Here is a 24,380-nt window from a genome sequence, read left to right on the forward strand (position 1 = left end):
ATCGTACGGACGCCTGGCTTACTCGGCTGCAACAATCGGCTTGCGGCGCAGGATGAACTCGCGGTCGACGATCTTGCCCACCGGGAAATCGTATTCGCCGATTTTTTCGAAGCCGTAGCGGGCATAGAAGCGCTGCGCGCCAAAATTCTCCGACCACACGCCGATCCACAAGGTGCGTGGGCCGTCGCGTTCGAGCCATTCCAATGCGGTTTCGAACAGCCGGCTACCCCAGCCGCTGCTCTGGTAGTCCTTCAACAGATACAGCCGCTTGAGCTCTCCATCGCCTGGGCGCACCTCATCGTGCGGCAGACCGCAGGGGCCGGCGGCGGCATGGCCGACCAGCAGGTTGTCCATCTCCAGCAGCCAGATCGCATAGTCCGGATGCGCCAGCACGATGCGCGCGCGCTCGACCGCATAGGTCTCTTCGAGAAAACCGCGCAGGTCTTCTTCTGGATACAGATGCCCGAAGGTTTCGGTAAAGGTCTGCGCTGCCAGCAGCGATAACGCTTCGGCATCGTCCGATGTGGCGCGGCGGATGCGGGTCATGCGGAGCCTCTCGTGCCATGTGGACATGGCAGCTTCTCGCATGCAGATGCGCTACCGCAAGCGGGCGCCGCGGGCAGTGCACGCCGGGCAGAACCCGAGGTGCACGCCCTACAGGGACATGCGGTGCGCATGCCCCTGCGCGTTTGCGCATCAGACCTGCTTCGGGCGGACCTGCACGTGCACTTCGGCGAGCTGATCGGCGGCGATCGGCGACGGGGCGTCGGTCATCAGATCCTGTGCGCCCGTGGTCTTGGGGAACGGGATCACGTCGCGGATGGATTCGGTGCCGGCCATCAGTGCAGCGATGCGGTCGATACCGAAGGCGATGCCGCCGTGCGGCGGTGCGCCGTAGTTCAGGGCATCCAGCAGGAAGCCGAACTTGGCGCGCGCTTCTTCGGCGCCGATGCCGAGCAGCTCGAACACCGCGCTTTGCATGTCCGGGCGATGGATACGGATGGAGCCACCGCCGATCTCATTGCCGTTGAGCACCATGTCGTAACCGCGCGACACGGCGGTGCGGGCATTGGCGCGCAGGTCGGCAATGTCGTCCACCGCCGGCGCGGTGAAGGGGTGATGCAAGGCGACGTAGCGCTGTGCTTCGTCGTCCCATTCGAACATCGGGAAGTCGGTGACCCACAACGGCGCCCAGGTGTCGGCGACCAGCTTGAAATCCTTGCCGGCCTTCAGACGCAATGCACCCATGAAATCGGACACGGTGTTGTAGCCGCCGGCACCGAAGAACACGATGTCGCCGTTGCCGGCACCGACGTGCTTGAGCAGCGCGGCAAAGGCCTCTTCGCCAAAGAATTTGGCGATCGGCGAGCCGACTTCGCCGGTCTCCGAGAGCTTGATGTAGGCCAGGCCCTTGGCGCCGTACTTGGCGGCATGCGCGGCGTATTCGTCGATCTGCTTGCGCGACAGGCTGGCGCCACCGGGGATGCGCAGCGCGGCCACGCGACCATCGGCATCGTTGGCAGCGGCGGTGAAGACCGGGAATTGGCTGGATGTGACCAGCTCGGCCACGTCGATCAGTTCCAGATCGATGCGCAGGTCCGGCTTGTCCGAGCCGTAGCGACGCATCGCCTCGGCCCAGGTCATGCGCGGGAACTGCGTCGCCAGCTCGACATCCACCACTTCCTTGAAGATGGCGCGGATCATGTCTTCGACGAAATCCTGCACGTCGCGCTCGCGCACGAAGGCAAATTCCATATCGAGCTGGGTGAATTCCAGCTGGCGATCGGCGCGCAAGGCTTCGTCGCGGAAGCAGCGCGCAATCTGGTAGTAGCGGTCGAAGCCGGCCACCATCAAGATCTGCTTGAACAGCTGCGGGCTCTGCGGCAACGCGTAGAACTCGCCTGGATGCATGCGCGCCGGCACCAGGAAGTCGCGTGCGCCTTCCGGGGTGGCCTTGGTCAGGATCGGAGTTTCGATGTCCTGGAAATCGCGCGCATCCAGATGCCGGCGCAGCGCCTGCACCAGCTTGATGCGGGTGCGCTGCATGCGCTGCATTTCCGGGCGGCGCAGGTCCAGATAGCGGTACTTCAAACGGGTTTCTTCGCCCGGATTCTCGTGCGCGTGGAACGGCAGCGGCGCAGCCTTGTTGAGGATGCTGATGCGCGTGGCGATCACTTCCACCTTGCCGGTGCGCAGCTTGTCGTTGACCGCATGGCGCGCGCGCACCACGCCTTCAACCTGCAGCACGTCCTCGTAGCCAAGGCTGGCGGCCACCTTGAACAGCTCCGCGCTGGCGTCGTCGCCGGCCACCGGTTCCACCGTGACCTGCACGATACCTTCGTGGTCGCGCAGGTCGATGAAGCACACCCCGCCCAGGTTGCGGGCCACGTCGGTCCAGCCGGCGAGAGTGACGGTTTGGCCGATCAAGGTCTCATCGACCAGGCCGCAGAAGTGGGTACGCATCGAAAGCTCCGCTGAAAACCCGACACAGGACAGCGCCGGAGAGCCGGATATTCTGGGGCCGGCGGACGACAGGAGCAAATGCGTGGGCGCTCATGGGCGCTTAAGTCGGCGCCCGGCTGAATAGGCGCCACGCCCCTCCCGCACCAAGGACGACACGATGCTGCGCACCGCCCTGCTGCTTTCCGGCTTCGGCCTGATCACCCTGACCGGCCTGCTCGCCAGCGCCTCTGCCGCGGCGCAGGAGCGCGGCTGGAACGGCCCCAGCATCACCTGCTCCAGCAACGACAACCGCCGCCGCGAGTGCGATACCCCGTTCCGCGGCCGCGCCGTCTTGGTGGAAAACATCTCGGGCACGCGTTGCATCGAAGGCCGCAACTGGGGCAGCGACCGCGGCAGGATCTGGGTGGACAACGGCTGCCGCGGCCGCTTTGTCGACGGCCGCAACGGCGGTTGGGGCGGCGGCAACGGCCCTGGGTATGGTGGCGGCGGGGTCGCCGGCACGGTGCGCTGCGAGAGCAACGACCAGCGCCAGAAGATCTGCGACACCGGCTGGCGCCGCGCCACCCTGGTGCGCCAACTCTCGAACACGCCTTGCGTGGAAGGCCGCAACTGGCGCCAGGACGGCGGCCGGATCTGGGTGGACGACGGCTGCCGGGGTGAATTTGCGCAGGCCCGCGGTGGCGGCGGCTGGGATCGCGGCGACGGCGACTATGCTGGCCGCGACGACCGTCCACGCAACGACTACGCCATCAACTGCGCCAGCGACGACCGCCGCCTGCGCACCTGCGCCTGGGACGGCCGTTATGGTCGCCCGGTGCTGACCCGCCAGCTGTCCGACACGCGCTGCGAGGAAGGCCGCAGCTGGGGCTACGACGATCGCCGCGCAACGGTGTGGGTCAACGATGGCTGCCGGGCGCGCTTCGAGGCGCGTTGAGCACTGGAAGCCCCGTCAGTGCGCGGCTCAGCTCCCCCACGGCGCAGGTGGCAGCGCCACTGGCCGGGTGAGATCGAATTGGACCCGGAACAGGCGCCCATCCGGGCGACTCAGTTCGTAGACAACGCTGCGACCAGGCCGGATCTCCAGCGCCCAGCGATTGCGCAGCGAGGCGGTCGAGCCCAGGCGCTTGAACAGCGCGACCGACTCGGCATCGACCGGGAATTCCTGGCGGTGCGCACTGCCGGCATCGACGGTGTCGCCGCCGTACTGGGTCAACGCATCCGGGCTGCCATCGGCGTGGCGATGGTCGTGCTTGAGCCGCAGCCCGGTGTCGGTGCGCGTCAGCACCCAGGTACGCGAGCGGTCGTCGCCGACATGAAACGGCACCCGCAACGTGCGCGTCGGGTCATCGCAACCACGCACATGCATCACCAGCGGCTTGCCGGCGAATGCACTTGGCGTTGCGGACGCGGGCGTATCGACGATGACCCGGCCGGCAAAGGCCTGCCCGCAATGCATGGCCAGGGCGGCCAGAAATCGATCTGCGGGCGCCGCGTCGACCGCAGCGTGCGGCACCGGCGTGGCACAGCCGGCTAGCGCAGCGAGCAGCACCAACGCGGCCCACCGTGATGCAGCGGGCATCACGGTGCGCGCCGCGGCGGCGACTGCAGCGCTGGGCATCGCGCTGGGCTGCAACACTCTGCGCGCGCCGCGGGTCTTCATGCGGGGCCGGACGCGGGTTTGGCCGCCGGCTTGCTCTCTACAGCCGCGGCCGGTTTGGCATCGCCACCGCCGCTGCTGCTTTCGGTCAGGTTTTTCTTTTTCTCGCCGGCCGACTTGAAGTCGGTCTCGTACCAGCCGCTGCCGGACAGGCGAAACGACGGTGCGGTGATCTGGCGCTTGATGGTGGCCGCCGCGCAGGCCGGGCAGGTCTGCGGATCGGGGTCGGCCATTTTCTGCAGGCGGTCGAACGCGTGGCCGCAAGTGGTGCACTGGAAACCGTAGATGGGCATGGCAGGATCAGCTGAAGACGATGCGGGGGCGAAGATTCTAGACGCATGCAGGCGGGCAGGTGCAGTGCCCTGCCGCGCGGCAGGCGAAGGGCGTGGACGACAGGGCGCAGCAGGCAGCGGGCACCGCGACGATGATCGCTCGCCGTTTCGACAGCCGCGCACGCAGATGGCTGTTTGTCCCGATGCAATGTCGAACGGCCCTGCCCGCGCGCAACGGTTTGCAGGCATGTCGCTTCTCTGCCAGATCAGCGCGTATGGCATGCAGATTGGTTTGTTGTACCGATGCAATGTTCAGCGCCCCTGCCCGCACGCACAGCGATCCGCAGACATGCCGCAGCCCTGCGCGATTGACATGCGGGCGGCTACGCCCTGCAGGCAGTGCAGCGCGCAAGCAGTGCCACACGTCCCACACCTTGCGCGAACCACACAGACACATCGTCATTGCCAAAACGCCGCACATGCCCTTCGGCTTCAATCGAGCCGCGCTGGACAGGCTGCTACACTCGCCCGCGTGACCGACGCGCCTTTTCCCCCACGAGGGCCGCATCCATGTTGCGGCTGACTGCCTTATTGCTTGGCGTTGCCCTGCTGCTCACCGGTAGCGGGCTGCTTGGCACGCTGCTCGCCGTGCGCGGCGGCCAGGCCGGCTTCGATGCGCGTGCGCTGGGCCTGATCATGTCCGGCTACTTCGCCGGTTTCTTTCTCGGCACCTTCTTCGCACCGCCATTGATCCGCCGCATCGGGCATATCCGCGCCTTTGCGTTCTACGCATCGCTGGCGGCCATTGCGGTGTTGCTGCATCCGATCTGGCTCGATCCCTGGGGCTGGGGCGTATTGCGCCTGGTCACCGGGGCGGCGCTGGTCGGCCTGTATACGGTGATCGAAAGCTGGCTCAACGCCGAGCCGGACGCGCGTCGGCGCAGCCGGGTGTTTTCGGTGTACATGGCGATCAATCTGTCGGCGCTGGCGCTGGGCCAGATCCTGCTCACCATCGGCGATGCCGGCGCACCGGCCATGTTCACGCTGACGGCGATCCTGATCTGCGCGGCAGTGATGCCGGTGATGACCACGCGGCTGATCCCGCCCGAGGTGCCGCACGTTTCGCGCCTGCGACTGAAGACGCTGTACGCATTGGCGCCGGTGGCCACGATTGGTGCCGGCCTTTCCGGGCTGGCGATGGGTGCGTTCTGGGGCTTGCTGCCGGTGTACGCCAACCGCATCGGGCTGGATGCCGACGGCGTGGCGATGTTCATGCTCACTGCCATCGTGGGCGGTGCGGTGCTGCAGTGGCCAATCGGGCGCATCAGCGACGGGCACGACCGCCGTATCGGGCTGGTCACGGTGAGCGCACTGGCCGCCGTTATCGCCATTGCTGCCGCATTGCCGATGGTGCAGACGCAGACCACCGTGCTGTTCGTGCTGTTCTTCGTCTATGGCGGGTTGGCGTTTTCGCTGTACCCGTTTGCGGTCGCGCACATGCTCGATTACCTGCCCCGCGAAGATTTGCTGTCCGGCTGCAGCAGTTTGTTGCTGGTGCACGGTGTGGGTGCAGCGATCGGCCCGGCGCTGGCCGGAGGCGCCATGCAGAAATTCGGCCCGGCAGCCTTGCCGGTGTACTTTGCGGTGATGCTGCTCGCACTGGCCGGATTCACGCTGGCGCGGCTGCTGCGCTTCAGCCGCCGCCGCACCCATCCCATCGCCTTCCGCCCGATGCTGCGCACCACGCCATCGGCACTGGAATTGATGCCGGAAACCCAGCAGATCGAAGCGCCACCGCGCACCAAGCAACGCTGACACAGCGCTTCCCACCGAGGTCCAGGATGGCTCTGCAATTCTGCCGGCATAACTTGCAGAACATCGTGGCTACGGCCAGCGTCACTCGCCACATTTCGAAATTTCGCCCGCTTTTAAAAGCGATCGAACACGCCTGATATGCAAGTTTCAGAGCGGATGGCTTGCGGCTTGGCTGCAGGGCCCTTGCCCGCCAACCGTCGCAGGACACGCTGCAAGTACGTCCTTGGCAACCGCGATACGCAGCAGATCGGCACCACCATCGACGGCGTGCCCAATGGCGGCTCGGGCTATGGCGGCGGCTCCAAGGCCAATCGTTTTATCGACCTGCCGGATCTGGAAACGGTGGAAGTGAGCCAGGGCACCGCCGACATCGCCTCGCGCTCCAACGAAGCGTTGGGCGGCACATTGAACTACCTCACCAGCGAACCGCGGGACACCCAGCGTGTGCGGGTGATCGGCGGCATTGGCGACAACCAGGCGCACAAGTATTACGCCCGTTACGACACCGGGCTGCTCGGCGACAATACACGCGCCTGGATCAGCGGCTCGTCAGCGCGTAACGACGACTGGATCGACGGTAGCGGCCACACCAGCCGCGATCACCTGGCCGGCAAATTCGCCAGCGCGTTGAACAAGTGGGCGCTCAGCGGCTACGCGTCCTACGACGATGCCGACGATGCCGACGAATCCGAATACACCAGCGTGACGCCGGAGCAGATCGCGCGCGCCCCCGAGCACGATCTGTTGACCGGCACGCTCACCGGCATTCGGTATCTGGACCAGAACTACCGCTCCGGCTCGCGCGCGTTACGCAAGAACACCTTCGGTTATCTACGCGGCGCCTTCGATGGCGGCAGCGGCTTCAAGACCACGCTCACTGGCTACGCGCACCGCATGCAAGGCCGCGGCGACTGGATTCCGCCGTATCTGGTGGACGTCACCAACGACGGTGCAGGCGCGCCGGAGTCCGAAGCGCGCGGTGGCAACACCGTGCATGCCGGCAGCGACCTGGGCAAGCTGTATTACCTCACCCCCGGCGGCGCGGCCGCGACGATGCTGGCCGGTTGCGCCGGTAGCGATGCGGTGCCGGCCGAATCCAATCCGGCCTGCGACCCGGCCGGCTCGGTGCCGGTGCAGTCGTACCGCCACAGCCACTACGACAACCACCGCGCCGGCGCGATGGCCGATGTGGAATGGCGTGCCGATCTCGGCGCCATCGACAACACCGTGCGCGCCGGTGCCTGGCTGGAGCGCATCGAGCGTAGCGTCACCCGCGACTGGCATCGCCTGCTCAACGTCGGCACCAACATCAGCTTCGATCACCGGCCGTACGGGGTGCAGTTCACGGACAACTACCAGACCGACGAACAGATGTACTACGTGGAAGATGTGATGCGCTACGGCGCGTTCGCCTGGCGCGTGGGCGTAAAGCAGTTTTTCCTTGACCAGAGCCGCGACCGCCGCATCGGCGAGGCGCAGCATGTGGAATCGGATGCGCACTCGGACCCGCTGCTGTCGGCCGGCCTGACCTGGACCACGCCAAACGATTCCACCTTCGTGCTGCTATCGCTACGTAATGGCGGCAGCACTACCGTACAGGCGGAACTGCAACCGGGTGCGTACACAGCCGCACAGCCGTGCGAACGCCTGAGCATTGCGCCCGGCGCGAGCGAGCAGCGTCGTTGGAAAGCGGCAGCAACCGGTGGCTGGTACGACCTGTGGGTGCACCACGACGGCGCGGCCCAGCGTCTGGCCGAACGCATTGAGACCGCTATGGACAGCGTCAGCGACCCGGCCATGGGTGGGCCGGCGCGCTTGCAGCAGGACCAACCCGTGGTGATCGGCGCACTTGGTTGAGCGGTGTGACTGGATTGAATGTCGCTACTGACCAGCGCTAACAAGCGCTCTGCGTCAGGGCTGCTGAGTAGGGGAAAAATCGCAGCCTCGCTCGGCGTCATTGCGCCAGGCGAAGCAACCTGCGCCGCGATTGCTGCTTGTCGCGTCGACGCTCACCCTGCGAGCGATTCCCGCACCGCGACCGCCACCGCCTTCAATGCCGCGTCGCGCGCGGCGGCGTCGACCTTGGCGCCGTTCAAGTACGTCGTCAGCAGCAGCGGCGCCCTGCCCTCCGGCGGCCAGAGGATGGCGATGTCGTTGCGGGTATCGGTGCCATTGCTGCCGGTCTTGTCGCCGATCTTCCACTCGCGCGTCAGCCCAGCACGCAGGCAATCGTCGCCGGTGCGGTTGTCGATCATCCAGTCGGTCAGCTGCTTGCGCGAGGCAGGCTGCAGCGCGTCGCCCAGCAAAAGCGTGCGCAGCGTGGCGGCCATTGCCGCAGGCGTGGTGGTGTCGCGCGGGTCGCCGGCGGCGAACCGATTCATCTCCGGCTCGTAGCGATCGCTGCGGGTGTGGGCATCGCCGATGCCACGCAGAAACGCGGTCAGTCCGGCCGGGTCGCCGACCAGCGGAAACAACAGGTTGGCGGCCGGGTTATCACTGTAGATCATGGTAGCCCGGCACAGCTCGGCCACGCTCAGCGACCCGCCGACGTGGCGCTCGGTCACCGGCGCATGCGCGAGCATGTCGGCAGTGTGGATCTTCACCCGTTGCGCCAGCGTCAGCTTGCCTTGGTCCACCCGCTGCAGCACCGCCGCAGCCAATACAAATTTGAAGGTGCTGCACATCGGAAAGCGCTCGTCTTCACGCTGGCCGATGTGCCAGCCGGTGGCGCTGTCGAGCAGGCCGATCCCGAGGCGACCACCGGTGCCGCGTTCGATTTCCGCCCAGCGTGCCCGCAGCACGTCGTCCACCGTCACCGCCGGGGTGAGCGCCCGCGCGGGCTTGGCAGCCGCAAGCAGTACGCCTGCGCCGGTTGCGTACAAGAACTGTCGCCGATTCAACATGCGCCTGCCTCCTTGAGGGAGCCCGCAGTATCGGTGCGCAGCAAACAGGCGACCATCGCGAAATTTCGATCCCAGACATGAATTGAACTAATCTCTGCGCATGCCCAGGCCCCGCCTCCCGCTCAATGCCCTGCGTGCCTTCGAGGCGGCTGCCCGCCATCAGAACCTGACCCGCGCGGCGGACGAGCTATGCGTCAGCCAAGCCGCGCTGAGTCACCAGATCAAGGCGCTGGAGCAGCGCCTGGGCACCAGCCTGTTCCACCGCCTGCCACGCGGGGTGGCGCTGACCGACGAAGGCGCCGCGCTGGCGCCGGTGCTGGGCGATGCGTTCGACCGCATCGCCGCCACCCTGGAACGCTTTGCCGACGGCCGCTACCGCGAAGTGCTCAGCGTGGGCGTGGTGGGCACCTTCGCCACTGGTTGGTTGCTGCCGCGGCTGGCGGCGTTTCATGCCGCGCATCCGGGTATCGAGTTACGCCTGTCCACCCATAACAATCGCGTCGATCTGGCCGGCGAAGGCCTGGATCTGGCAATTCGCTTCGGCGATGGCGATTGGCAGGGCCAGGTTGCCGAAGCGGTGATGGAAGCGCCGTTTGCGCCGGTCTGTGCGCCGGCGATGGCGCGCAGCTTGCGCACCCCGGATGATCTGGCGCAGGTGCCGTTACTGCGCTCGTATCGGCTGGACGAGTGGCCGCGATGGTTTCGTGCCGCGGGGACGACCGACGTGCCTGCGCGCGGGGCGATGTTCGATTCATCGTTGACGTTGGCCAGTGCGGCGGCAGCTGGCGCCGGCGTGGCGTTGTTGCCGCTGCCCATGTTTCGTGAGGATCTGGACGCCGGGCGCTTGGTCTGCCCGTTCCCGATCACGATCGATGCGGGCCGCTATTGGCTGACGCGGCTACGCTCGCGGCCTGAGAGTGAGGCTGGGCGACGTTTGCTTGCGTGGTTGCTGGCGGAGCAAGCGCCAGGGTGATGTGGATGCGTGGTGGGTTGACTGCGTGCGTATGCTCGACACAGCCTTGCCCGTATGCGATGGCTGGGCCGCACCTTATCTGGCCCCTCCATCAAGATGGCTGTCTTCCGCCTTACCCTCACCCCAACCCATCTCCCGCAGGGAGAGGGGCTTTTCATCACCAGAGCTGCGGCTTGCTCCCTTCTCCCGCCGGGACATTGTCCTCCTTCATGGGGGAGAAGGTGGCGCGTAGCACCGGATGAGGGCACGGGCGCGAAGCGCAACGCATTCTGCCTGCACGGCCCTACCCACCTAAGCTTCAGGCACACCCGATGAGCGGCACACATGCTCGTCCAGACACTGCTCAGTCGACGCATGATGCAGAACAGCAATAGCCCTGCACCGCTAAAGATCACCTTCGGCAAGCGCGATCGATCAGCACGATCAACACGCAGCAGCATCATCTCGTCCACGCCTTACGCGCCGTCGATCAACTCCATCCACGCCGCTTCCGCTGCGGCCAGCTGTTGCGCCGTCGCCTCGCGGTCGCGCCCCAGCACGGCCATCTTGTCGCTGTCGGCGTAGTTGCCCGGGTTGGCCAACTCGCGGTCCAGCGCGGCCAGCGCCGCTTCCAGCTCGCCGACGCGCTTTTCGGCGCTGGCCAGCTTGTGCGGGTTGACGGCTTTCTTCGGCGGCAACGGCTTGGTCGGCGGTGGCGGGGTTGGCGCCACTTCGGCCATCTTCTGCTTGGTGCCTTGGGCGGCCGGGCGGCTACGCAGCCAGGCGGCGTATTCGTCCAGATCGCCATCGAACGGCTCGACCACGCCATCGGCCACGCGCCAGAAACTGTCGCAGACCAGGCCGATCAGATGGCGATCGTGCGAGACCATCACGATGGCGCCTTCAAAGTCGCTCAGCGCCTCGGCCAGCGCCTCGCGCATTTCCAGGTCCAAGTGATTGGTCGGTTCGTCGAGCAGCAGTACGTTGGGCTGCTGCCAGGCGATCAGCGCCAGCGCCAGGCGCGCGCGCTCGCCGCCGGAAAAACCATCCACCACCTCGAACGCGCGGTCGCCGGCGAAATTCCATTTCCCCAAAAAGTCGCGGAACGCCTGATTGGAGCCATCCGGCGACAGGTCGCGGAAGTGGTCCATCGGCGACTGGCCTTCATGCAACGACTCCACCGTGTGCTGCGCGAAGTAACCGATACGCAAGTCCGGATGCGCGCTGCGCTCCCCGGACAACGGCTGCAGTTCGCCCACCAGGGTTTTGACCAGCGTCGACTTACCCGCGCCATTGGGGCCCAACAACCCGATGCGGTCGCCCGCCTCCAGGCCGAAGCCAACGTCGTGCAGGATCACCGAATCTGCGCCGTAGCCGGCATTCAGATGATTCAAGCGGATCAACGAAAATGGCAGCCGGTTGGGCTGGGCGAACTGGATACGGAATTCGCGCTCGGCGCGCACCGCTTCGGTGCCGGCCATCTTGGCCAGGCGCTTCATGCGGCTCTGCGCCTGCGTCGCCTTGCTGGCCTGCGCCTTGAAGCGGTCGATGAAGCTCTGCAGATGCGCGCGTTCGGCCTGTTCCTTGTCGTGCGCGATCTGCTGCTGGCGCAGGTGTTCGATGCGCTGGCGTTCGAAATCGGTGTAGCCGCCGACATACAGCTTGGCGGTGCCGCCATGCAGATGCAGCGTGTGGGTGGCGACGTTGTCGAGGAACTCGCGGTCATGCGAAATCAGCAACAAGGTCCCCGGGTACTTGAGCAGCCATTGCTCCAGCCACAGCACCGCGTCCATGTCCAAGTGGTTGGTCGGTTCGTCGAGCAATAACAGGTCGCTGGGCATCATCAGCGCGCGCGCCAGATTCAGCCGCACGCGCCAGCCGCCGGAGAACGACGACACCGCGCGGTGGTGCGTATCGGCCGGGAAGCCCAGGCCATGCAGCAGCTTGCCGGCACGCGCCTCGGCGTCGTAGGCGCCAAGCTCGGCCATCTTCTGGTGCGCGTTGGCTACCGCTTCCCAGTCTTCGCGCGCGGTGGCCTCTGCCTCTTCCTGCAGCACCGCGGAAACCTCGATATCGCCGCCGAGCACGAACGACAGCGCCGGGTCGGGCAGCGACGGGGTTTCCTGCGAGACGCTGGCGGTGCGCACCTTGCCGGGTAGATCCACGTCGCCCTTGTCGGCTTCCAGCTCGCCCTTCACTGCGGCGAACAGGCTCGACTTACCGGTACCGTTCCGGCCCACCACGCCGACGCGGTAGCCGGCATGCATGGTCAGGTCGACGTTGGACAACAGCAGACGCTCGCCGCGTCGCATGGAGAAGTTGCGCAGGGAAATCATTGATGGACAGTCCGATAGAACGAAAAGGAATGAGCAGATGAGCAGCATTCCTGCGACGCCATTCTAGCGTTAACGAATAATTAGCGCCTTCAGGTTGGCCGACACATGCGCTTCGCACGGCCTGATCGCCAACCGCCAAGTCTAGTTGGCCCCGCTCGGGCTGCCGTTTTCGGAGTTGTCATGAACATCCCCCTGTCCTGCCTTGCGGCCGCCGTGGTCGCTGCACTGCTTGCCTCTCCCGCCCTGGCGCAGGGTGCCGCGCCGGCCACTGCCAACACCCTGGACACGGTGATCGTCACCGGCACCCGCGTGTCCGACCGCACCGTGGCCGAATCGCAGTCGCCGATCGACATCATCAGCGCCGAGTCGCTGCAGGCCACCGGCACCCCCGAACTGGCCACCGCACTGGCGCGCGCCCTGCCCTCGCTGAACTTCCCGCGCCCGGCCTTGAGTGACGGCACCAGCGCGATCCGCCCGGCCCAGCTGCGCGGCCTGTCGCCGGATCAGGTGCTGGTGCTGGTCAACGGCAAGCGCCGCCACACCTCTTCGCTGCTCAACCTCAACGGCACCATCGGTCGCGGCGCCGCAGCGGTAGACCTGAACACCATTCCGGTGGCGGCAATCGCGCGCGTGGAAGTGCTGCGCGACGGCGCCTCGGCGCAGTACGGCTCCGATGCCATCGCCGGTGTGATCAACCTCGTGCTCAAGGGCGCGGAAAAGGGCGGCAGCCTGCAGGCCGGCTTCGGCCAGTATTCGGCCGGCGACGGCAGCAACTACGAGCTGTCCGGCGACACCGGCGTGGCCTACGGCGGCGACCGTGGCTGGCTGCACGTGGCGGCCCAGCTCAATCAGCAAGACCCCACCGACCGTGCACGCGGTTATGCCGGCGCTCCCAGCGTCTCGCAGCCGTCCGTGGGCCAGAAGGCGTTCAAGATCGGCGACCCGGACGTCAATGCGCAGGCCGCCTCGCTCAACACCGAATACCAGTTCAGCGACAGCATCACCGGCTACGCGTTCGCCAGCGCCAGCAACCGCGATATCACCTCGTTCGCATTCTTCCGCGCACCGGGCAGCACCACCCAGAATATCTTGTCGATCTATCCGCAGGGCTTCCTGCCGGAGATCCAGAGCTACGCCAAGGACCGCTCGCTGGTGGCCGGCGTGCGCGGTTCCACCGCCAGCGGTTGGGATTGGGACGCCAGCTACAACTACGGCTACAACCGCATCGATTTCCACACCCGCAATACGCTCAACGTGAGCCTTGGCCCGAACTCGCCGACGGCGTTCTACGACGGTGCGCTGGAAACCACGCAGAACATCGTCAACCTGGACGTCAAGCGCGGCTTCGACTGGGGCCTGGCGTATCCGGTGACGGTGGCCTTCGGCACGGAATACCGCAACGAAAAGTGGAATCAGTCGCCAGGCGAAGTGGGCTCGTATTTCCAGGCCGGCACGCTGGCCGGTGGCGCGCAGGGCTTCGGCGGCTTCGCGCCGAGTGTGTCGGGCCAGTCTTCGCGTGACAGCTACGCGCTGTACGCAGATCTGGAAGCCGATTTCACCGACAAGTTCTCTGCCGGCCTGGCCGGGCGTTACGAGGACTACAGCGATTTCGGCAGCCAGGCCTCGGGCAAGTTGTCTGCGCGTTATGCGTTCACCGACAAGATCGCCTTGCGCGGCACGGTGTCGTCCGGCTTCCGCGCGCCGTCGCTGGCGCAGCAATACTTCCAGTCCACCAGCACCACCTTCCTGGCCGGCAACCCGACCCCGTTCGAGATCCGCACCTTCCCCGCCGACAGCAATGTGGCGCGCGCGCTCGGTGCCGAGCCGCTGGACGCGGAAACCGCGTTGTCCTACAGCCTGGGCCTGGTGCTGCAGCCCACCGATGCGCTCTACCTCACCGTGGATGCGTATCAGATCGATGTGGACGACCGCATCGTGCTCTCGTCCAACCTCACCGGCACGGGCGTGCGTAACCTGCTCGAAGCGCAGGGCATCTTCGGCATCAACGGCGGGCGTTACTTCACCAATGCGGTAGACACGCGTACGCGCGGCGTGGATGTGGTGGGCAGCTACCGCTGGCAGCTTGCCGCCAGCAGCGTGGATCTGACCGCCGGCTACAACTACTCGGAAACCGAAGTGCGCAGCGTGGCGGCCAACCCGGCGGCGCTGTCGGCCAACGGGCTGAGCCTGGAGCGCATCGACCGCACCGAACGTGGCCGCATCGAAGAGGGCTTCCCGCGCGACAAGTTCCTGATCAACGGCAGCTGGAATCTGGAGCACTGGACGCTGGCCCTGGGTGCGACGCGCTACGGCAAGTACAGCACCCGCCCGGCCGCGGCGATCAACGACCAGACCTTCGGCGCCAAGTGGGTGGTGGATGCATCGGCCAGCTACAGGGTCGATCGCTGGACGCTGACGCTGGGCGCAGACAACGTGCTGGACGAATACCCGGACGAAAACAACTTCGCCAATTCCACCAGCGGGCAGTTTCCGTACAGCAATCTGTCGCCGTTCGGCTTCAATGGTGCCTACGTGTACGGACGCATCAACTACCGCTGGTAAGCACTGCGCCTGCGCGTCGGGTGTGCCTGTTGCAATGTGAGGCGGGCGCCGACGGTGCCCACCTCTCCGACCGCGACACGGTGGCGCAGGGCGTGCTCACCGGCCGCCATCACCTGGCTTTCCAGGCGCACGACGTCGCCATGGTGCAGGCATTCCATCAGGCCGCGCTCGCCAACGGTGGTCGCGACAACGGCGCGCCCGGCCTGCGCCCGTATCACCCGCGCTACTACGCGGCGTTCGTGCTCGCTCCGGATGGCAACACTATCGAAGCGGTGGTCCATGGAGTTGCGCAACACAGTGCGGATGCGATGCAGATCACCTTCTGATGCAGAAGTTTCATAACTGGTATCGATGTCCATGATGGTGCAAACAAACCCCCGCCGCGGCAGGTCTGGTGCAAGCAACGCATTACTTTGGTGCACGATGACAACGTTGCCAGCAACACATCGCCGATGACAATTGCTTGCGCAACGTAACCAAAATTTGACATGTGGTTACGCGTGGTTAATGGTTGAGAACGCACCGCAGCTGCCGCAACGGACGCGGCCCGGGAGGGGGCCCCACTGCGCTGCATCCGTTCCCCACTCGGAGTTGTCACCGCATGAATTGCAAGACCAGTCCACTCGCAGTCGCCGTTGTTCTTGCACTGTCGTTTTCCGCTTCAAGCGCATCTGCGCAATCGCAGGCACCGACCCAGAAAACCCTCGACACCCTCATTGTGACCGGCACGCGCGTGGCCGATCGCACCGTGGCCGAATCGGCATCGCCGATCGACATCATCTCGCCACAGGCACTGGAATCGACCGGCACCACCGAGTTGGCGACCGCGCTGTCACGCGCGATCCCCTCGCTGAATTTCCCGCGCCCGGCCATCTCCGACGGCTCTGACGCAGTGCGCCCGGCGCAGCTGCGCGGCCTGTCGCCGGATCAGGTGCTGGTGCTGGTCAACGGCAAGCGCTATCACAGCACTGCGCTGATCAACCTCAACGACACCCAGGGACGCGGCTCGTCGCCGGCCGACCTCAACACCATTCCGATCGCCGCAGTGGAGCGCATCGAAGTGCTGCGCGACGGTGCATCGGCGCAATACGGCTCGGATGCCATCGCCGGCGTGATCAACATCGTGCTCAAGGGCAGCGGCGAAGGCGGCAGCGTCAATGGCCGCTACGGCAAGTACAGCGCCGGCGACGGCGAGCAGTATCAGTTGTCCGGCGATGCCGGTTTCAGCTTCGCCGGCACCGGCAAGGTGCATCTGGCCGCGCAGGCCGGGCACTCGGACCAGACCAACCGCGCGTTGCCGTTCGGCGGCCGCGTGGAGCAGCGCTACGGCGACCCCGAAATCGACCAGGGCGCCATCTCGTTCAATGGTCAGTACAGCCCCACCGATTACCTGACCTTCTACTCGTTCGGCATGGTCAGCCGGCGCGAAGTGCTGTCCAACGGTTACTTCCGGTTTGCCGGCGACAACCGTAACCGCCCGGAAATCTATCCGGACGGCTTCCTGCCGCAGATCTACAACGTCAGCAAGGACGTCTCGTGGGTGGGCGGTTTGAAGACCTCCACCGAAGGCGGTTTGAACATCGATCTGAGCTACAACTACGGCCAGAACAACCTCACCTTCGATGTGCGCAACAGCTTGAACAACAGCCTGGGGCTGGCCAGCCCGACCGACTTCCACGCAGGTACGCTGGAAGTGACGCAGAACGTGCTCAATGCCGATTTCACCAAGACCCTGGACTGGGGCCTGGCCTACCCGGTCACGCTGGCGTTCGGTGCGGAATGGCGCGGCGAAAAGTTCAACCAGTCGCCTGGCGATGCGGCGTCATCTGCCAATGGCGGCATTCCCTCGGCGGCGGGGACGCTGATTCCGGGCGCGCAGGTGTTCCCCGGCTTCAAGCTCTCCGATGCCGGTTACTACAACCGCAACAGCCACTCGGCGTATGTAGATCTGGAAGCGGATCTGACCGAGAAGTTCTCCGCCGGCCTGGCCGGGCGCTACGAGAAGTACAGCGACTTTGGCGACACCGCCACCGGCAAGCTGTCGTTGCGCTATGCCTTTACCGACAAGGTGGCATTGCGTGCTACCGCGTCGACCGGCTTCCGCGCACCGTCATTGCAGCAGCAGAACTTCCAGTCGATTGCCACCCAGTTCCTCAATGTGGCGCAGCCCAACGGCACGGTCACCGCGATCCCGTTCGAGATCGGCACCTTCCGTACCGACAACCCGGCCGCGATCGCGCTCGGTGCCGAACCGCTCAAGGCCGAAGAATCCAAGAACTACGGTCTGGGCGTGGTGCTGCAGCCGGTGGAAAATCTGTACATCACCGTCGACGCTTACCGCATCGATATCGACGACCGCATCGTGCTTTCGGAGAACCTCACCTCGACCGCCGCACGCAACTACCTGCAGGCCAATGGCTTCCCGGGTATCGGTGGCGGGCGTTACTTCACCAACGCGGTGGACACCAAGACCCAGGGCGTGGATGCGGTCGGCACCTACCGCTGGAACCTGGACGGCGGCAGCGCCGAGTTCACCAGCGGCTACAACTACAACAAGACCGAAGTGGAGCGCATCGCCGACAACCCGGCCGCATTGGTGGCGATCGACCCGAATGCAGTACGCATCGGCCGCGCGGAACTCGGCCGCATCACCGAAGGCACGCCGCGCGACAAGTTCTTCCTGGGCGGCACCTGGGCGCCGGGCAACTGGTCGTTCACCGGCACTGCCACGCGCTGGGGCGAGTTCAGCACCTTCGGCACCAATGCCGGCAGCGACCAGACCTATGCGGCCAAGTGGACGCTGGATCTGGCCGCGTCCTACAAGCTGGGCGCGTGGAACTTCACCGTCGGTGGCGACAACGTGCTCAACGAATATCCGGACCGCCAGGAAGCCGGCCTGGGCACGCGCACCTACCTGCCCTATAGCAGCGCCTCGCCGTTCGGTTTCAACGGTGCGCTGGTCTACGCCAACGTGAACTACAAGTGGTAAGAGCAGGCACTTCAACTTGCAGTGTGCGGGTCGGTAACGCCCCGTGCCGGCAACGCACTGCGACGCCACACTGAGGCGTTGCAGACACGCGGCACTACGCCTGCGCTCCCAATAACGATGGGAGCGCAGGCGCTTCATCAGCAGCTTCTTGAGCAAGGATGCGCAACACGCCATCGCGCGTTGTAGAACGATGTCCTGCCGGCGCATGCCGCCCCCAAGTGCAACACCGGGCGCGCAGGCAGCACCGCTCGTCAGTACGCAGTCGTATTTCCCCGGTCTTTCGCGCGCTTCACCGCTGCGTCCATCATCCACCTTGAGCCTTGATTCCCATGCACACTTCCAACGCACTCTCGCTTGCGATTTCGGTCGCGCTCACCGTCTGTTCGTTCGCTGCCAGTGCGCAGTCGCAATCGACCCAGCCACAGAAAACCCTGGATACCCTGATCGTCACCGGTACGCGCGTGAGCGACCGCACCGTGGCCGAATCCGAATCGCCCATCGACATCATCACCGAGCAATCGCTGCAGGCCACCGGCGCCACCGATATCGCCACCGCACTGGGTAAATTGCTGCCGTCGCTGAACTTCCCGCGCCCGGCGATCTCCGACGGCAACGATGCCTCGCGCCCGGCCACCTTGCGCGGCCTGTCGCCGGATGCGGTGCTGGTGCTGGTGGACGGCAAGCGTTATCACACCTCGTCGCTGATCAACTACAACCCGTACGTGGGGCGTGGTTCGGCACCGGCCGACCTGAATTCCCTGCCGATGTCGGCGATTGCGCGGATCGAAGTGCTGCGCGACGGCGCATCGGCGCAGTACGGTTCCGATGCGATTGCCGGCGTGGTCAACATCGTGCTCAAGCACGGCGCCGATGCAGGCAGCAACAGCATCTCGGTCAATGGCGGCATCATGGACAAGGGCGATGGCGAGCAGAACGGCATCGACGGTTCGGTGGGCCTGGCCTTTGGCGGCAGCGGCGGCGACACCGCACCGGGCTGGGTACGGCTGTCGTGGAACTACCAGAACACCATGAGCACCAATCGCGGCGAAAACACCAACCGCGCCACCACCGTGCCGGGGACGCCCAATCCGGGCGGTGTGCCATACCAGCGCCACGGCGACCCGGCATCCAATTTTTATCAGGGCCTGGCGGCATTCGGCTACGAGTTCTCGCCCAATGTGGAGCTGTACGGCCACCTGAGCATGAGCCGTCGCGAAGTCACCTCCAACGGCTACTACCGCGCCGCCGACAACACCGCCCGCAATGTGCAGGCGATCTACCCGAACGGGTTCCTGCCGCAGATCTACAACCCCACCAACGACCGCTCGGCCGTGCTGGGCCTGAAGGGCAGCACCGCCAGCGAGTGGAATTGGGACGTGTCGGCCACCTATGGCAAGAACGACATGACCTTCAACATCCTCAACAGCATCAATACCAATCTGTACTGGACCACCGGCGCATCGCCGACCAACTTCAATTCCGGCGGCTTCGAGACCGAACAGGGCACGATCAACGTCGACGTCAACAAGTCCTTCGACTGGGGCCTGGCCTATCCGGTCAATGTGGCCTTCGGCGCCGAGCACCGCCAGGACCGCTATGAGATCACCGCCGGCTCGCCGGCCTCGTACTTCTTCGACCCCAACACCATCAACCCGGACACCGGCGCACCCTACCCCGGCGGCGCGCAGGTATTCTCCGGACTGGAACCGTCGGTTGCCGGTCGGTTCGGCCGTCACAGCAATGCGATCTACGCCAACCTGGAAGCGGACATCACCGACAAGCTCTCCGGCGGCATTGCCGGGCGCTTTGAAAACTACAGCGATGCCGGTTCCACGCGATCGGGCAAGTTGTCGGCACGTTACGCCTTCACCGATACGTTCGCGCTGCGCGGCACCATCTCCAACGGCTTCCGCGCACCGTCGCTGGCGCAACAGAACTACGCCTCGGTGGTGACGCTGATCCAGGACGGCGAGTTGGTGCAGGTGGGCACGTACCGCACCTCCGATCCGGTCGCCATCGCACTGGGCGCCGGCCCGCTGAGCCCGGAAAAATCCACCAATTACGGCCTGGGCGGCGTGTGGCAGCCGACCGCCAACTTCACCTCCAGCCTGGACGTGTACCAGATCCGTATCTGGGACCAGATCCTGTATTCGGACCAGTTGCAGCTGGCGCAGCCGATCGGCCAGGTGGCAGCGGTGCAGTTCTTCGTCAATGGCGCCACCAGCCGCACGCGTGGCGTGGACTGGATCAACAGCTATCTCGCCGATCTGGGCAACTACGGCAAGCTCAATCTGAGTGCGAGCGCCAACTACAACAAGACCACCATCCTGGAGCTGTCCAACCCCAACTTCGGCCGCGCCAGCCAGGGCCTGCTCACCGATGCGACGCCGCGCACCAAGTACATGGCGGCAGCGGACTGGTCGATCGGCGAGTTTGCACTCAACTTCAACGCCACCCGCTACGGATCGATCAAGCGCATCAGCGACCCGGCCGATGGCAGCCAGGACCAGACCTACGACGCGCGCTGGCTGTTGAATCTGGCCGCCAGCCAGACCTGGAACCAGTTCACCTTCACCGTGGGCGCGGACAACCTCACCAACCAGTACCCGACCAAGGCGCAGTTGACCACCGCCTATGACGATCGTGCCGGCGGCCTGCAGTACTCGTCGCTGTCGCCGTTCGGCTTCAATGGGCGCTACTGGTATGGCCGGGTGACCTACCGCTTCTGAAAGCGCTCGTAGACCGGAGCGCTGCGCGTGGCGTGCATTGCCACCACGCACGCGCTCTTTGCCGCTCCAGATGCCTGCATTGATCGCGATTGCGCCCAATGCAGGCGTATCACAGGCATCGCCGATCACTCGGTGGTGCCTGTTTTTTTAGGCAGGTCCACAGGCGTGGGCACCGAAGGCTGCAACCCACGCGGTGACGCTGCGTCACCAGGACGCCAGCAAGGCATCCACGCCGCGCAGGTTGGCACGATCGTTCCAGCTCAGCGTCCCAAGCTGCTCCAGCCGCAATGCCGGCAACTGGGTGAGCAACGCCGCAAGCGCAGCTTCCATCTCGATCAACGCCAGCCGGTTGCCCAGGCAATGGTGGATGCCACCACCGAACGACAGCGCGCGGCCCTGTTGACGCAGGATATCCAGCGACTGCGGCGCACTGAACTGGCGCGTATCGTGGTTGGCCGCACCCAACATCAGATACACCATGGCGCCTGCCTGCAGCTGCACGCCATCGAGTTCGAACGCCTGCAATACCGTGCGCGTGGCCATCTGCACCGAGCTGTCGTAGCGCATGCATTCGAGTACCGCATTGGGCATCAATGCGGGGTTGTCGCGCAGCAGCGCCAACTGCTCGGGATGCCGGTGCAACGCAATCAGCGCATTGCAGATCATGTTGGAGGTGGTTTCGTGACCGGCGAAGAACAGCAGGATCACGTTGGAGACGATTTCATCGGTGCTCAGGCGGCGGCCATTGTCTTCGGCATGGATGAAGCGCGAGATCAGGTCCTCGTCCTGGCTGCCCCGGCGCTGCTCGATCACCGTACGAAAATACGCGTCCAGCTGGTTGTAGGCCGCAGCAGTGGTTTCCAGTTCTTCGGCGGTCATCATCGCGTCGAACACCTTGCCCAGCGCGCTGGTCGCCTGGCCCACGCGGGTGGCATCGGCAGGATCGATATCCAGCATGCGGCAGATGATGGCGATCGGTAGCGGAAAGGCGAAGTCTTTCAGCAGATCGCCGCGACCGTTCGCCTTGAACTGCGCGATCAACTGCGTAGCGATCTCGCTGGCAATCTCACGCATGACCTCCATCTGCCGCGCAGCGAAGGCTTGAGTCATCAGCCCCCGCAACTGCGTATGCATCGGCGGATTGACCAGCAGGAACATGCGGCTCAGGCCCTGGAACAGCGGCATCTCCTCCGCCGCATCGCCATAGCGCAGGCGAGTGCTTTTCAGATAATCGCGGCCCACGCGGCGATCGCCGAGCAGGCGGTCGACCACTGCGTAGTGACCGGTCATCAAGCGGTGCTCGGCCACCTCCACCAGCGGCCCTGCATCGCGCAGGCGTGCATAGGTGGGATAGGGATCGTGCCGGAATTGCGGCGTGACAAATTCGCTGAGGTGCATGGCGTGGCTCGTGTTGCCTCGCCACCGCAACCTGCGTGGCGAGGGCGTGGGCCTGTTGAAGAACGCAGCGGCTCCAACAGTGGGGGAGCCCGGATTGTTCGCCGTCCGCGCGCGCACGCCCTGCACCAAGGCGAAGCGTTGTCGTCAAACTCGATTCGATTGCACGCGCCGGGATGGGTTTGCAATCCAGTGCCGCAGCACCCGTGCAGCGCGCACGTTTTGCAAGGTCTGGCAGTGCGGTGACGCCGATCACCGCTTGCGACCAGGCAGTGCGTCTTCGGCACGCACTGCATGCCGCTGCGGGTGCGCTGCGCCGCGTGTCGCATCGCGTTAATCAAGCGCTGTGTACTATGGGTGCCCGGCCAACCGGACCTGCTGTGCGGTCCTGTCCCCCTCGCCGGACACCATCCATCACCACGCAATGCCCGCAGGCGACGCCCGGCGCAGTGCCGTTGGCTGGGTCGACCTCGACGATCTTTCGGACACTCTCACAACGGATTGGAATGCATCACGACACCAGCCTCATCGACATCATCGCCGTCGGCCTCGCGGTCGCTTTCGTGCTGGGCACGCTCGCACAGAAAGTGAAACTCTCGCCGCTGGTCGGCTATCTGCTGGCCGGCGTCTGCGTCGGGCCGTTCACGCCCGGCTTCGTGGCCGACCAGACCATGGCCAACCAGCTCTCCGAGCTGGGTGTGATGTTGCTGATGTTCGGCGTGGGCCTGCACTTCTCGCTCGACGACCTGATGGAAGTGAAGTGGATTGCGGTGCCCGGCGCATTGGCGCAGATCGTGGTCGCCACCCTGCTCGGCTGGGCGCTGGCCTGGAGCATGGGCTGGCCGTTGATGCACGGGCTGTTGTTCGGCCTGGCGTTGTCGGTGGCCAGTACCGTGGTGTTGTTGCGTGCGCTGGAAGAGCGCCGCCTGCTGGAAACCCAGCGCGGCCGCATTGCGGTGGGCTGGTTGATCGTCGAAGACCTGGTGATGGTGATCGCGCTGGTGATGCTGCCGGCGTTGGCCGAGGTGCTCGGCACCGGCGCACCGGCGGCCGCGCATGCCGGCGAGCCGACCTCGCTGCTGGCCGCGCTCGGTCTGACCGTGCTGAAAATGGTCGCATTCGTGGCGGTGATGCTGGTGGTCGGGCGGCGGGTGATTCCGTGGTCGCTGGAAAAGGTGGCTGCCACCGGCTCGCGCGAACTGTTCACCCTGGCCGTGCTCGGCATCGCGCTGGGCGTGGCGTTCGTGTCGGCCACCCTGTTCGGGGTGTCGTTCGCGCTGGGCGCGTTCTTCGCCGGCATGCTGCTCAAGGAATCCGAGCTCAGCCACAAGGCGGCGAGCGATTCGCTGCCGTTGCGTGATGCGTTTGCGGTGCTGTTCTTCGTGTCGGTCGGCATGTTGTTCGACCCGATGATTCTGGTCGAGCACCCGTGGCAGGTGTTGGCGACGTTCCTGACCGTCACCGTGGGCAAGTCGCTGGCCGCGTTCGTGATCGTGCGCGCGTTCGGCCACCCCACCGGCACCGCGCTGACCATTTCCACCAGCCTGGCGCAGATTGGCGAATTCTCTTTCATCCTGGCCGGGCTGGGCGTGCAGCTGGCGATCCTGCCCGAAACCGGGCGCGACCTGATCCTGGCCGGTGCGCTGCTGTCGATCATCGCCAACCCGTTCCTGTTCTCCTGGCTGGACCGCTGGCAGGCCAGGCAGGCGCAGGACGCGCCCGCAGCGGTGGAACCGGAACTGCCGCCGGGCCCGGTGTTGCCGGCGGATGGACATGCCATCGTGATCGGCTACGGCCGCGTGGGCAGCGCGTTGGCGCAGTTGCTGCGCAGCCGCGGCGTGCCGGTGCTGGTGATCGACGACAACGGCGACCATGTGGCCAAAGCGCATGCGGCCGGCATCCCGGGCATCCGTGGCAGTGCAGCAGCCGACCGGGTCCTGGCCGAGGCACGTCCAGAGAATGCCAAAATCGCGATCCTGGCCATTCCGCAACCGCTGGAAGCCGGCGAGGCGCTGGCCAAATTGCGCGCAATCAACCCATCGCTGACCTTGCTGGCGCGCGCGCACAGCGATGCCGAAGTCAAACATCTGCTCGAACACGGCGCCGACGGCGCGGTGCTGGCCGAGCGCGAGCTGGCCTATTCGCTGGCCGAGATGGTGATGTCCACCCCGCCGTATCGAGCGTCGAGTGTGCCGGCGTCATGACGCCGGCGGCTTGTTTTGGTAGCGTCTGGTTCATCGCCAGACCAACTGATGCGCATGACGCAATGCATCGGCGATGGGGTCTGTTGCAGCGACTTGCGTAGAG

At 65.5% G+C, this 24,380-nt stretch carries 15 protein-coding genes and 1 pseudogene; 9 read left to right on the plus strand and 7 right to left on the minus strand.

The window, feature by feature from the left end:
- Positions 1–18 precede the first annotated feature (18 nt).
- A complete protein-coding gene (locus tag M3O59_RS15125; RefSeq protein WP_064634602.1) occupies positions 19–546 on the minus strand; it encodes a GNAT family N-acetyltransferase in 528 nt (175 codons plus the stop codon).
- Positions 547–696: 150 nt separating this feature from the next.
- Positions 697–2,463: an aspartate--tRNA ligase gene (gene aspS, locus M3O59_RS15130; RefSeq protein WP_064634601.1), complete on the minus strand. Its 1,767-nt coding sequence runs from the start codon at positions 2,461–2,463 to the stop codon at positions 697–699.
- A 157-nt stretch (positions 2,464–2,620) separates the two neighbouring features.
- On the opposite strand from aspS, the gene M3O59_RS15135 reads away from it, so the two are divergent.
- On the plus strand, positions 2,621–3,397 hold the full coding sequence (locus M3O59_RS15135) for a DUF3011 domain-containing protein (protein ID WP_116905364.1): 777 nt from the start codon (positions 2,621–2,623) through the stop codon (positions 3,395–3,397).
- A 27-nt stretch (positions 3,398–3,424) separates the two neighbouring features.
- Here the strand turns inward: M3O59_RS15135 and M3O59_RS15140 are convergent, their stop codons facing one another.
- Together M3O59_RS15140 and M3O59_RS15145 are read right to left on the minus strand one after the other, a co-directional pair.
- Positions 3,425–4,042, minus strand: coding sequence for a hypothetical protein (locus M3O59_RS15140; protein ID WP_116905391.1), 618 nt, complete (start codon positions 4,040–4,042; stop codon positions 3,425–3,427).
- 77 nt (positions 4,043–4,119) lie between these two features.
- Positions 4,120–4,413 carry an FmdB family zinc ribbon protein gene (locus M3O59_RS15145; RefSeq protein WP_064634599.1) on the minus strand — a complete coding sequence of 98 codons (294 nt, stop codon included), beginning with the start codon at positions 4,411–4,413 and terminating at the stop codon, positions 4,120–4,122.
- A 549-nt stretch (positions 4,414–4,962) separates the two neighbouring features.
- On the opposite strand from M3O59_RS15145, the gene M3O59_RS15150 reads away from it, so the two are divergent.
- Together M3O59_RS15150 and M3O59_RS15155 are read left to right on the plus strand one after the other, a co-directional pair.
- Entirely contained in the window at positions 4,963–6,207 is a 1,245-nt protein-coding gene (locus M3O59_RS15150) for an MFS transporter (protein ID WP_064634598.1), read from the plus strand.
- Positions 6,208–6,390: 183 nt separating this feature from the next.
- Positions 6,391–8,064, plus strand: coding sequence for a phospholipase domain-containing protein (locus tag M3O59_RS15155; protein WP_181920485.1), 1,674 nt, complete (start codon positions 6,391–6,393; stop codon positions 8,062–8,064).
- Between the two features lie 152 nt (positions 8,065–8,216).
- Here M3O59_RS15155 and bla read toward each other — a convergent pair whose 3' ends face one another.
- Entirely contained in the window at positions 8,217–9,110 is an 894-nt protein-coding gene (gene bla / locus M3O59_RS15160) for a class A beta-lactamase (protein ID WP_116905365.1), read from the minus strand.
- A gap of 100 nt (positions 9,111–9,210) precedes the next feature.
- Here bla and ampR point away from each other — a divergent pair, with 100 nt between their 5' ends.
- The gene (gene ampR, locus M3O59_RS15165; protein WP_116905366.1) at positions 9,211–10,083 is read left to right on the plus strand and encodes a LysR family transcriptional regulator AmpR; all 873 of its coding nucleotides are present in this window, start codon (positions 9,211–9,213) and stop codon (positions 10,081–10,083) included.
- A gap of 455 nt (positions 10,084–10,538) precedes the next feature.
- Here the strand turns inward: ampR and M3O59_RS15170 are convergent, their stop codons facing one another.
- Entirely contained in the window at positions 10,539–12,398 is a 1,860-nt protein-coding gene (locus M3O59_RS15170) for an ABC-F family ATP-binding cassette domain-containing protein (RefSeq protein ID WP_116905367.1), read from the minus strand.
- Positions 12,399–12,578: 180 nt separating this feature from the next.
- On the opposite strand from M3O59_RS15170, the gene M3O59_RS15175 reads away from it, so the two are divergent.
- From M3O59_RS15175 to M3O59_RS15190, 4 genes and pseudogenes are all read left to right on the plus strand, one after another.
- Positions 12,579–14,960 carry a TonB-dependent receptor plug domain-containing protein gene (locus tag M3O59_RS15175; RefSeq protein WP_116905368.1) on the plus strand — a complete coding sequence of 794 codons (2,382 nt, stop codon included), beginning with the start codon at positions 12,579–12,581 and terminating at the stop codon, positions 14,958–14,960.
- Positions 14,961–15,007: 47 nt separating this feature from the next.
- Positions 15,008–15,286, plus strand: a pseudogene (locus M3O59_RS15180) (VOC family protein); the annotation flags it as partial.
- A 275-nt stretch (positions 15,287–15,561) separates the two neighbouring features.
- Positions 15,562–17,949, plus strand: coding sequence for a TonB-dependent receptor plug domain-containing protein (locus M3O59_RS15185; RefSeq protein WP_064634593.1), 2,388 nt, complete (start codon positions 15,562–15,564; stop codon positions 17,947–17,949).
- A gap of 329 nt (positions 17,950–18,278) precedes the next feature.
- The gene (locus M3O59_RS15190; protein ID WP_116905369.1) at positions 18,279–20,678 is read left to right on the plus strand and encodes a TonB-dependent receptor plug domain-containing protein; all 2,400 of its coding nucleotides are present in this window, start codon (positions 18,279–18,281) and stop codon (positions 20,676–20,678) included.
- Between the two features lie 204 nt (positions 20,679–20,882).
- Here the strand turns inward: M3O59_RS15190 and M3O59_RS15195 are convergent, their stop codons facing one another.
- Complete coding sequence (locus tag M3O59_RS15195) at positions 20,883–22,076, minus strand: cytochrome P450 (protein WP_116905370.1); 1,194 nt, start codon at positions 22,074–22,076, stop codon at positions 20,883–20,885.
- Positions 22,077–22,579: 503 nt separating this feature from the next.
- Here M3O59_RS15195 and ybaL point away from each other — a divergent pair.
- Positions 22,580–24,277: a YbaL family putative K(+) efflux transporter gene (gene ybaL, locus M3O59_RS15200; RefSeq protein WP_116905371.1), complete on the plus strand. Its 1,698-nt coding sequence runs from the start codon at positions 22,580–22,582 to the stop codon at positions 24,275–24,277.
- Positions 24,278–24,380: the final 103 nt, after the last annotated feature.

Source organism: Xanthomonas nasturtii (genome assembly GCF_023337365.3).
Lineage (GTDB): Bacteria > Pseudomonadota > Gammaproteobacteria > Xanthomonadales > Xanthomonadaceae > Xanthomonas > Xanthomonas nasturtii.

What these genes read in the sequence shown, in the direction of transcription:
- M3O59_RS15125 (WP_064634602.1), bottom strand. Translation starts at nt 546, where the DNA reads ATGACCCGCATCCGCCGCGCCACATCGGACGATGCCGAAGCGTTATCG.
- aspS (WP_064634601.1), bottom strand. Translation starts at nt 2,463, where the DNA reads ATGCGTACCCACTTCTGCGGCCTGGTCGATGAGACCTTGATCGGCCAA.
- M3O59_RS15135 (WP_116905364.1), top strand. Translation starts at nt 2,621, where the DNA reads ATGCTGCGCACCGCCCTGCTGCTTTCCGGCTTCGGCCTGATCACCCTG.
- M3O59_RS15140 (WP_116905391.1), bottom strand. Translation starts at nt 4,042, where the DNA reads ATGCCCGCTGCATCACGGTGGGCCGCGTTGGTGCTGCTCGCTGCGCTA.
- M3O59_RS15145 (WP_064634599.1), bottom strand. Translation starts at nt 4,413, where the DNA reads ATGCCCATCTACGGTTTCCAGTGCACCACTTGCGGCCACGCGTTCGAC.
- M3O59_RS15150 (WP_064634598.1), top strand. Translation starts at nt 4,963, where the DNA reads ATGTTGCGGCTGACTGCCTTATTGCTTGGCGTTGCCCTGCTGCTCACC.
- bla (WP_116905365.1), bottom strand. Translation starts at nt 9,110, where the DNA reads ATGTTGAATCGGCGACAGTTCTTGTACGCAACCGGCGCAGGCGTACTG.
- ampR (WP_116905366.1), top strand. Translation starts at nt 9,211, where the DNA reads ATGCCCAGGCCCCGCCTCCCGCTCAATGCCCTGCGTGCCTTCGAGGCG.
- M3O59_RS15170 (WP_116905367.1), bottom strand. Translation starts at nt 12,398, where the DNA reads ATGATTTCCCTGCGCAACTTCTCCATGCGACGCGGCGAGCGTCTGCTG.
- M3O59_RS15175 (WP_116905368.1), top strand. Translation starts at nt 12,579, where the DNA reads ATGAACATCCCCCTGTCCTGCCTTGCGGCCGCCGTGGTCGCTGCACTG.
- M3O59_RS15185 (WP_064634593.1), top strand. Translation starts at nt 15,562, where the DNA reads ATGAATTGCAAGACCAGTCCACTCGCAGTCGCCGTTGTTCTTGCACTG.
- M3O59_RS15190 (WP_116905369.1), top strand. Translation starts at nt 18,279, where the DNA reads ATGCACACTTCCAACGCACTCTCGCTTGCGATTTCGGTCGCGCTCACC.
- M3O59_RS15195 (WP_116905370.1), bottom strand. Translation starts at nt 22,076, where the DNA reads ATGCACCTCAGCGAATTTGTCACGCCGCAATTCCGGCACGATCCCTAT.
- ybaL (WP_116905371.1), top strand. Translation starts at nt 22,580, where the DNA reads ATGCATCACGACACCAGCCTCATCGACATCATCGCCGTCGGCCTCGCG.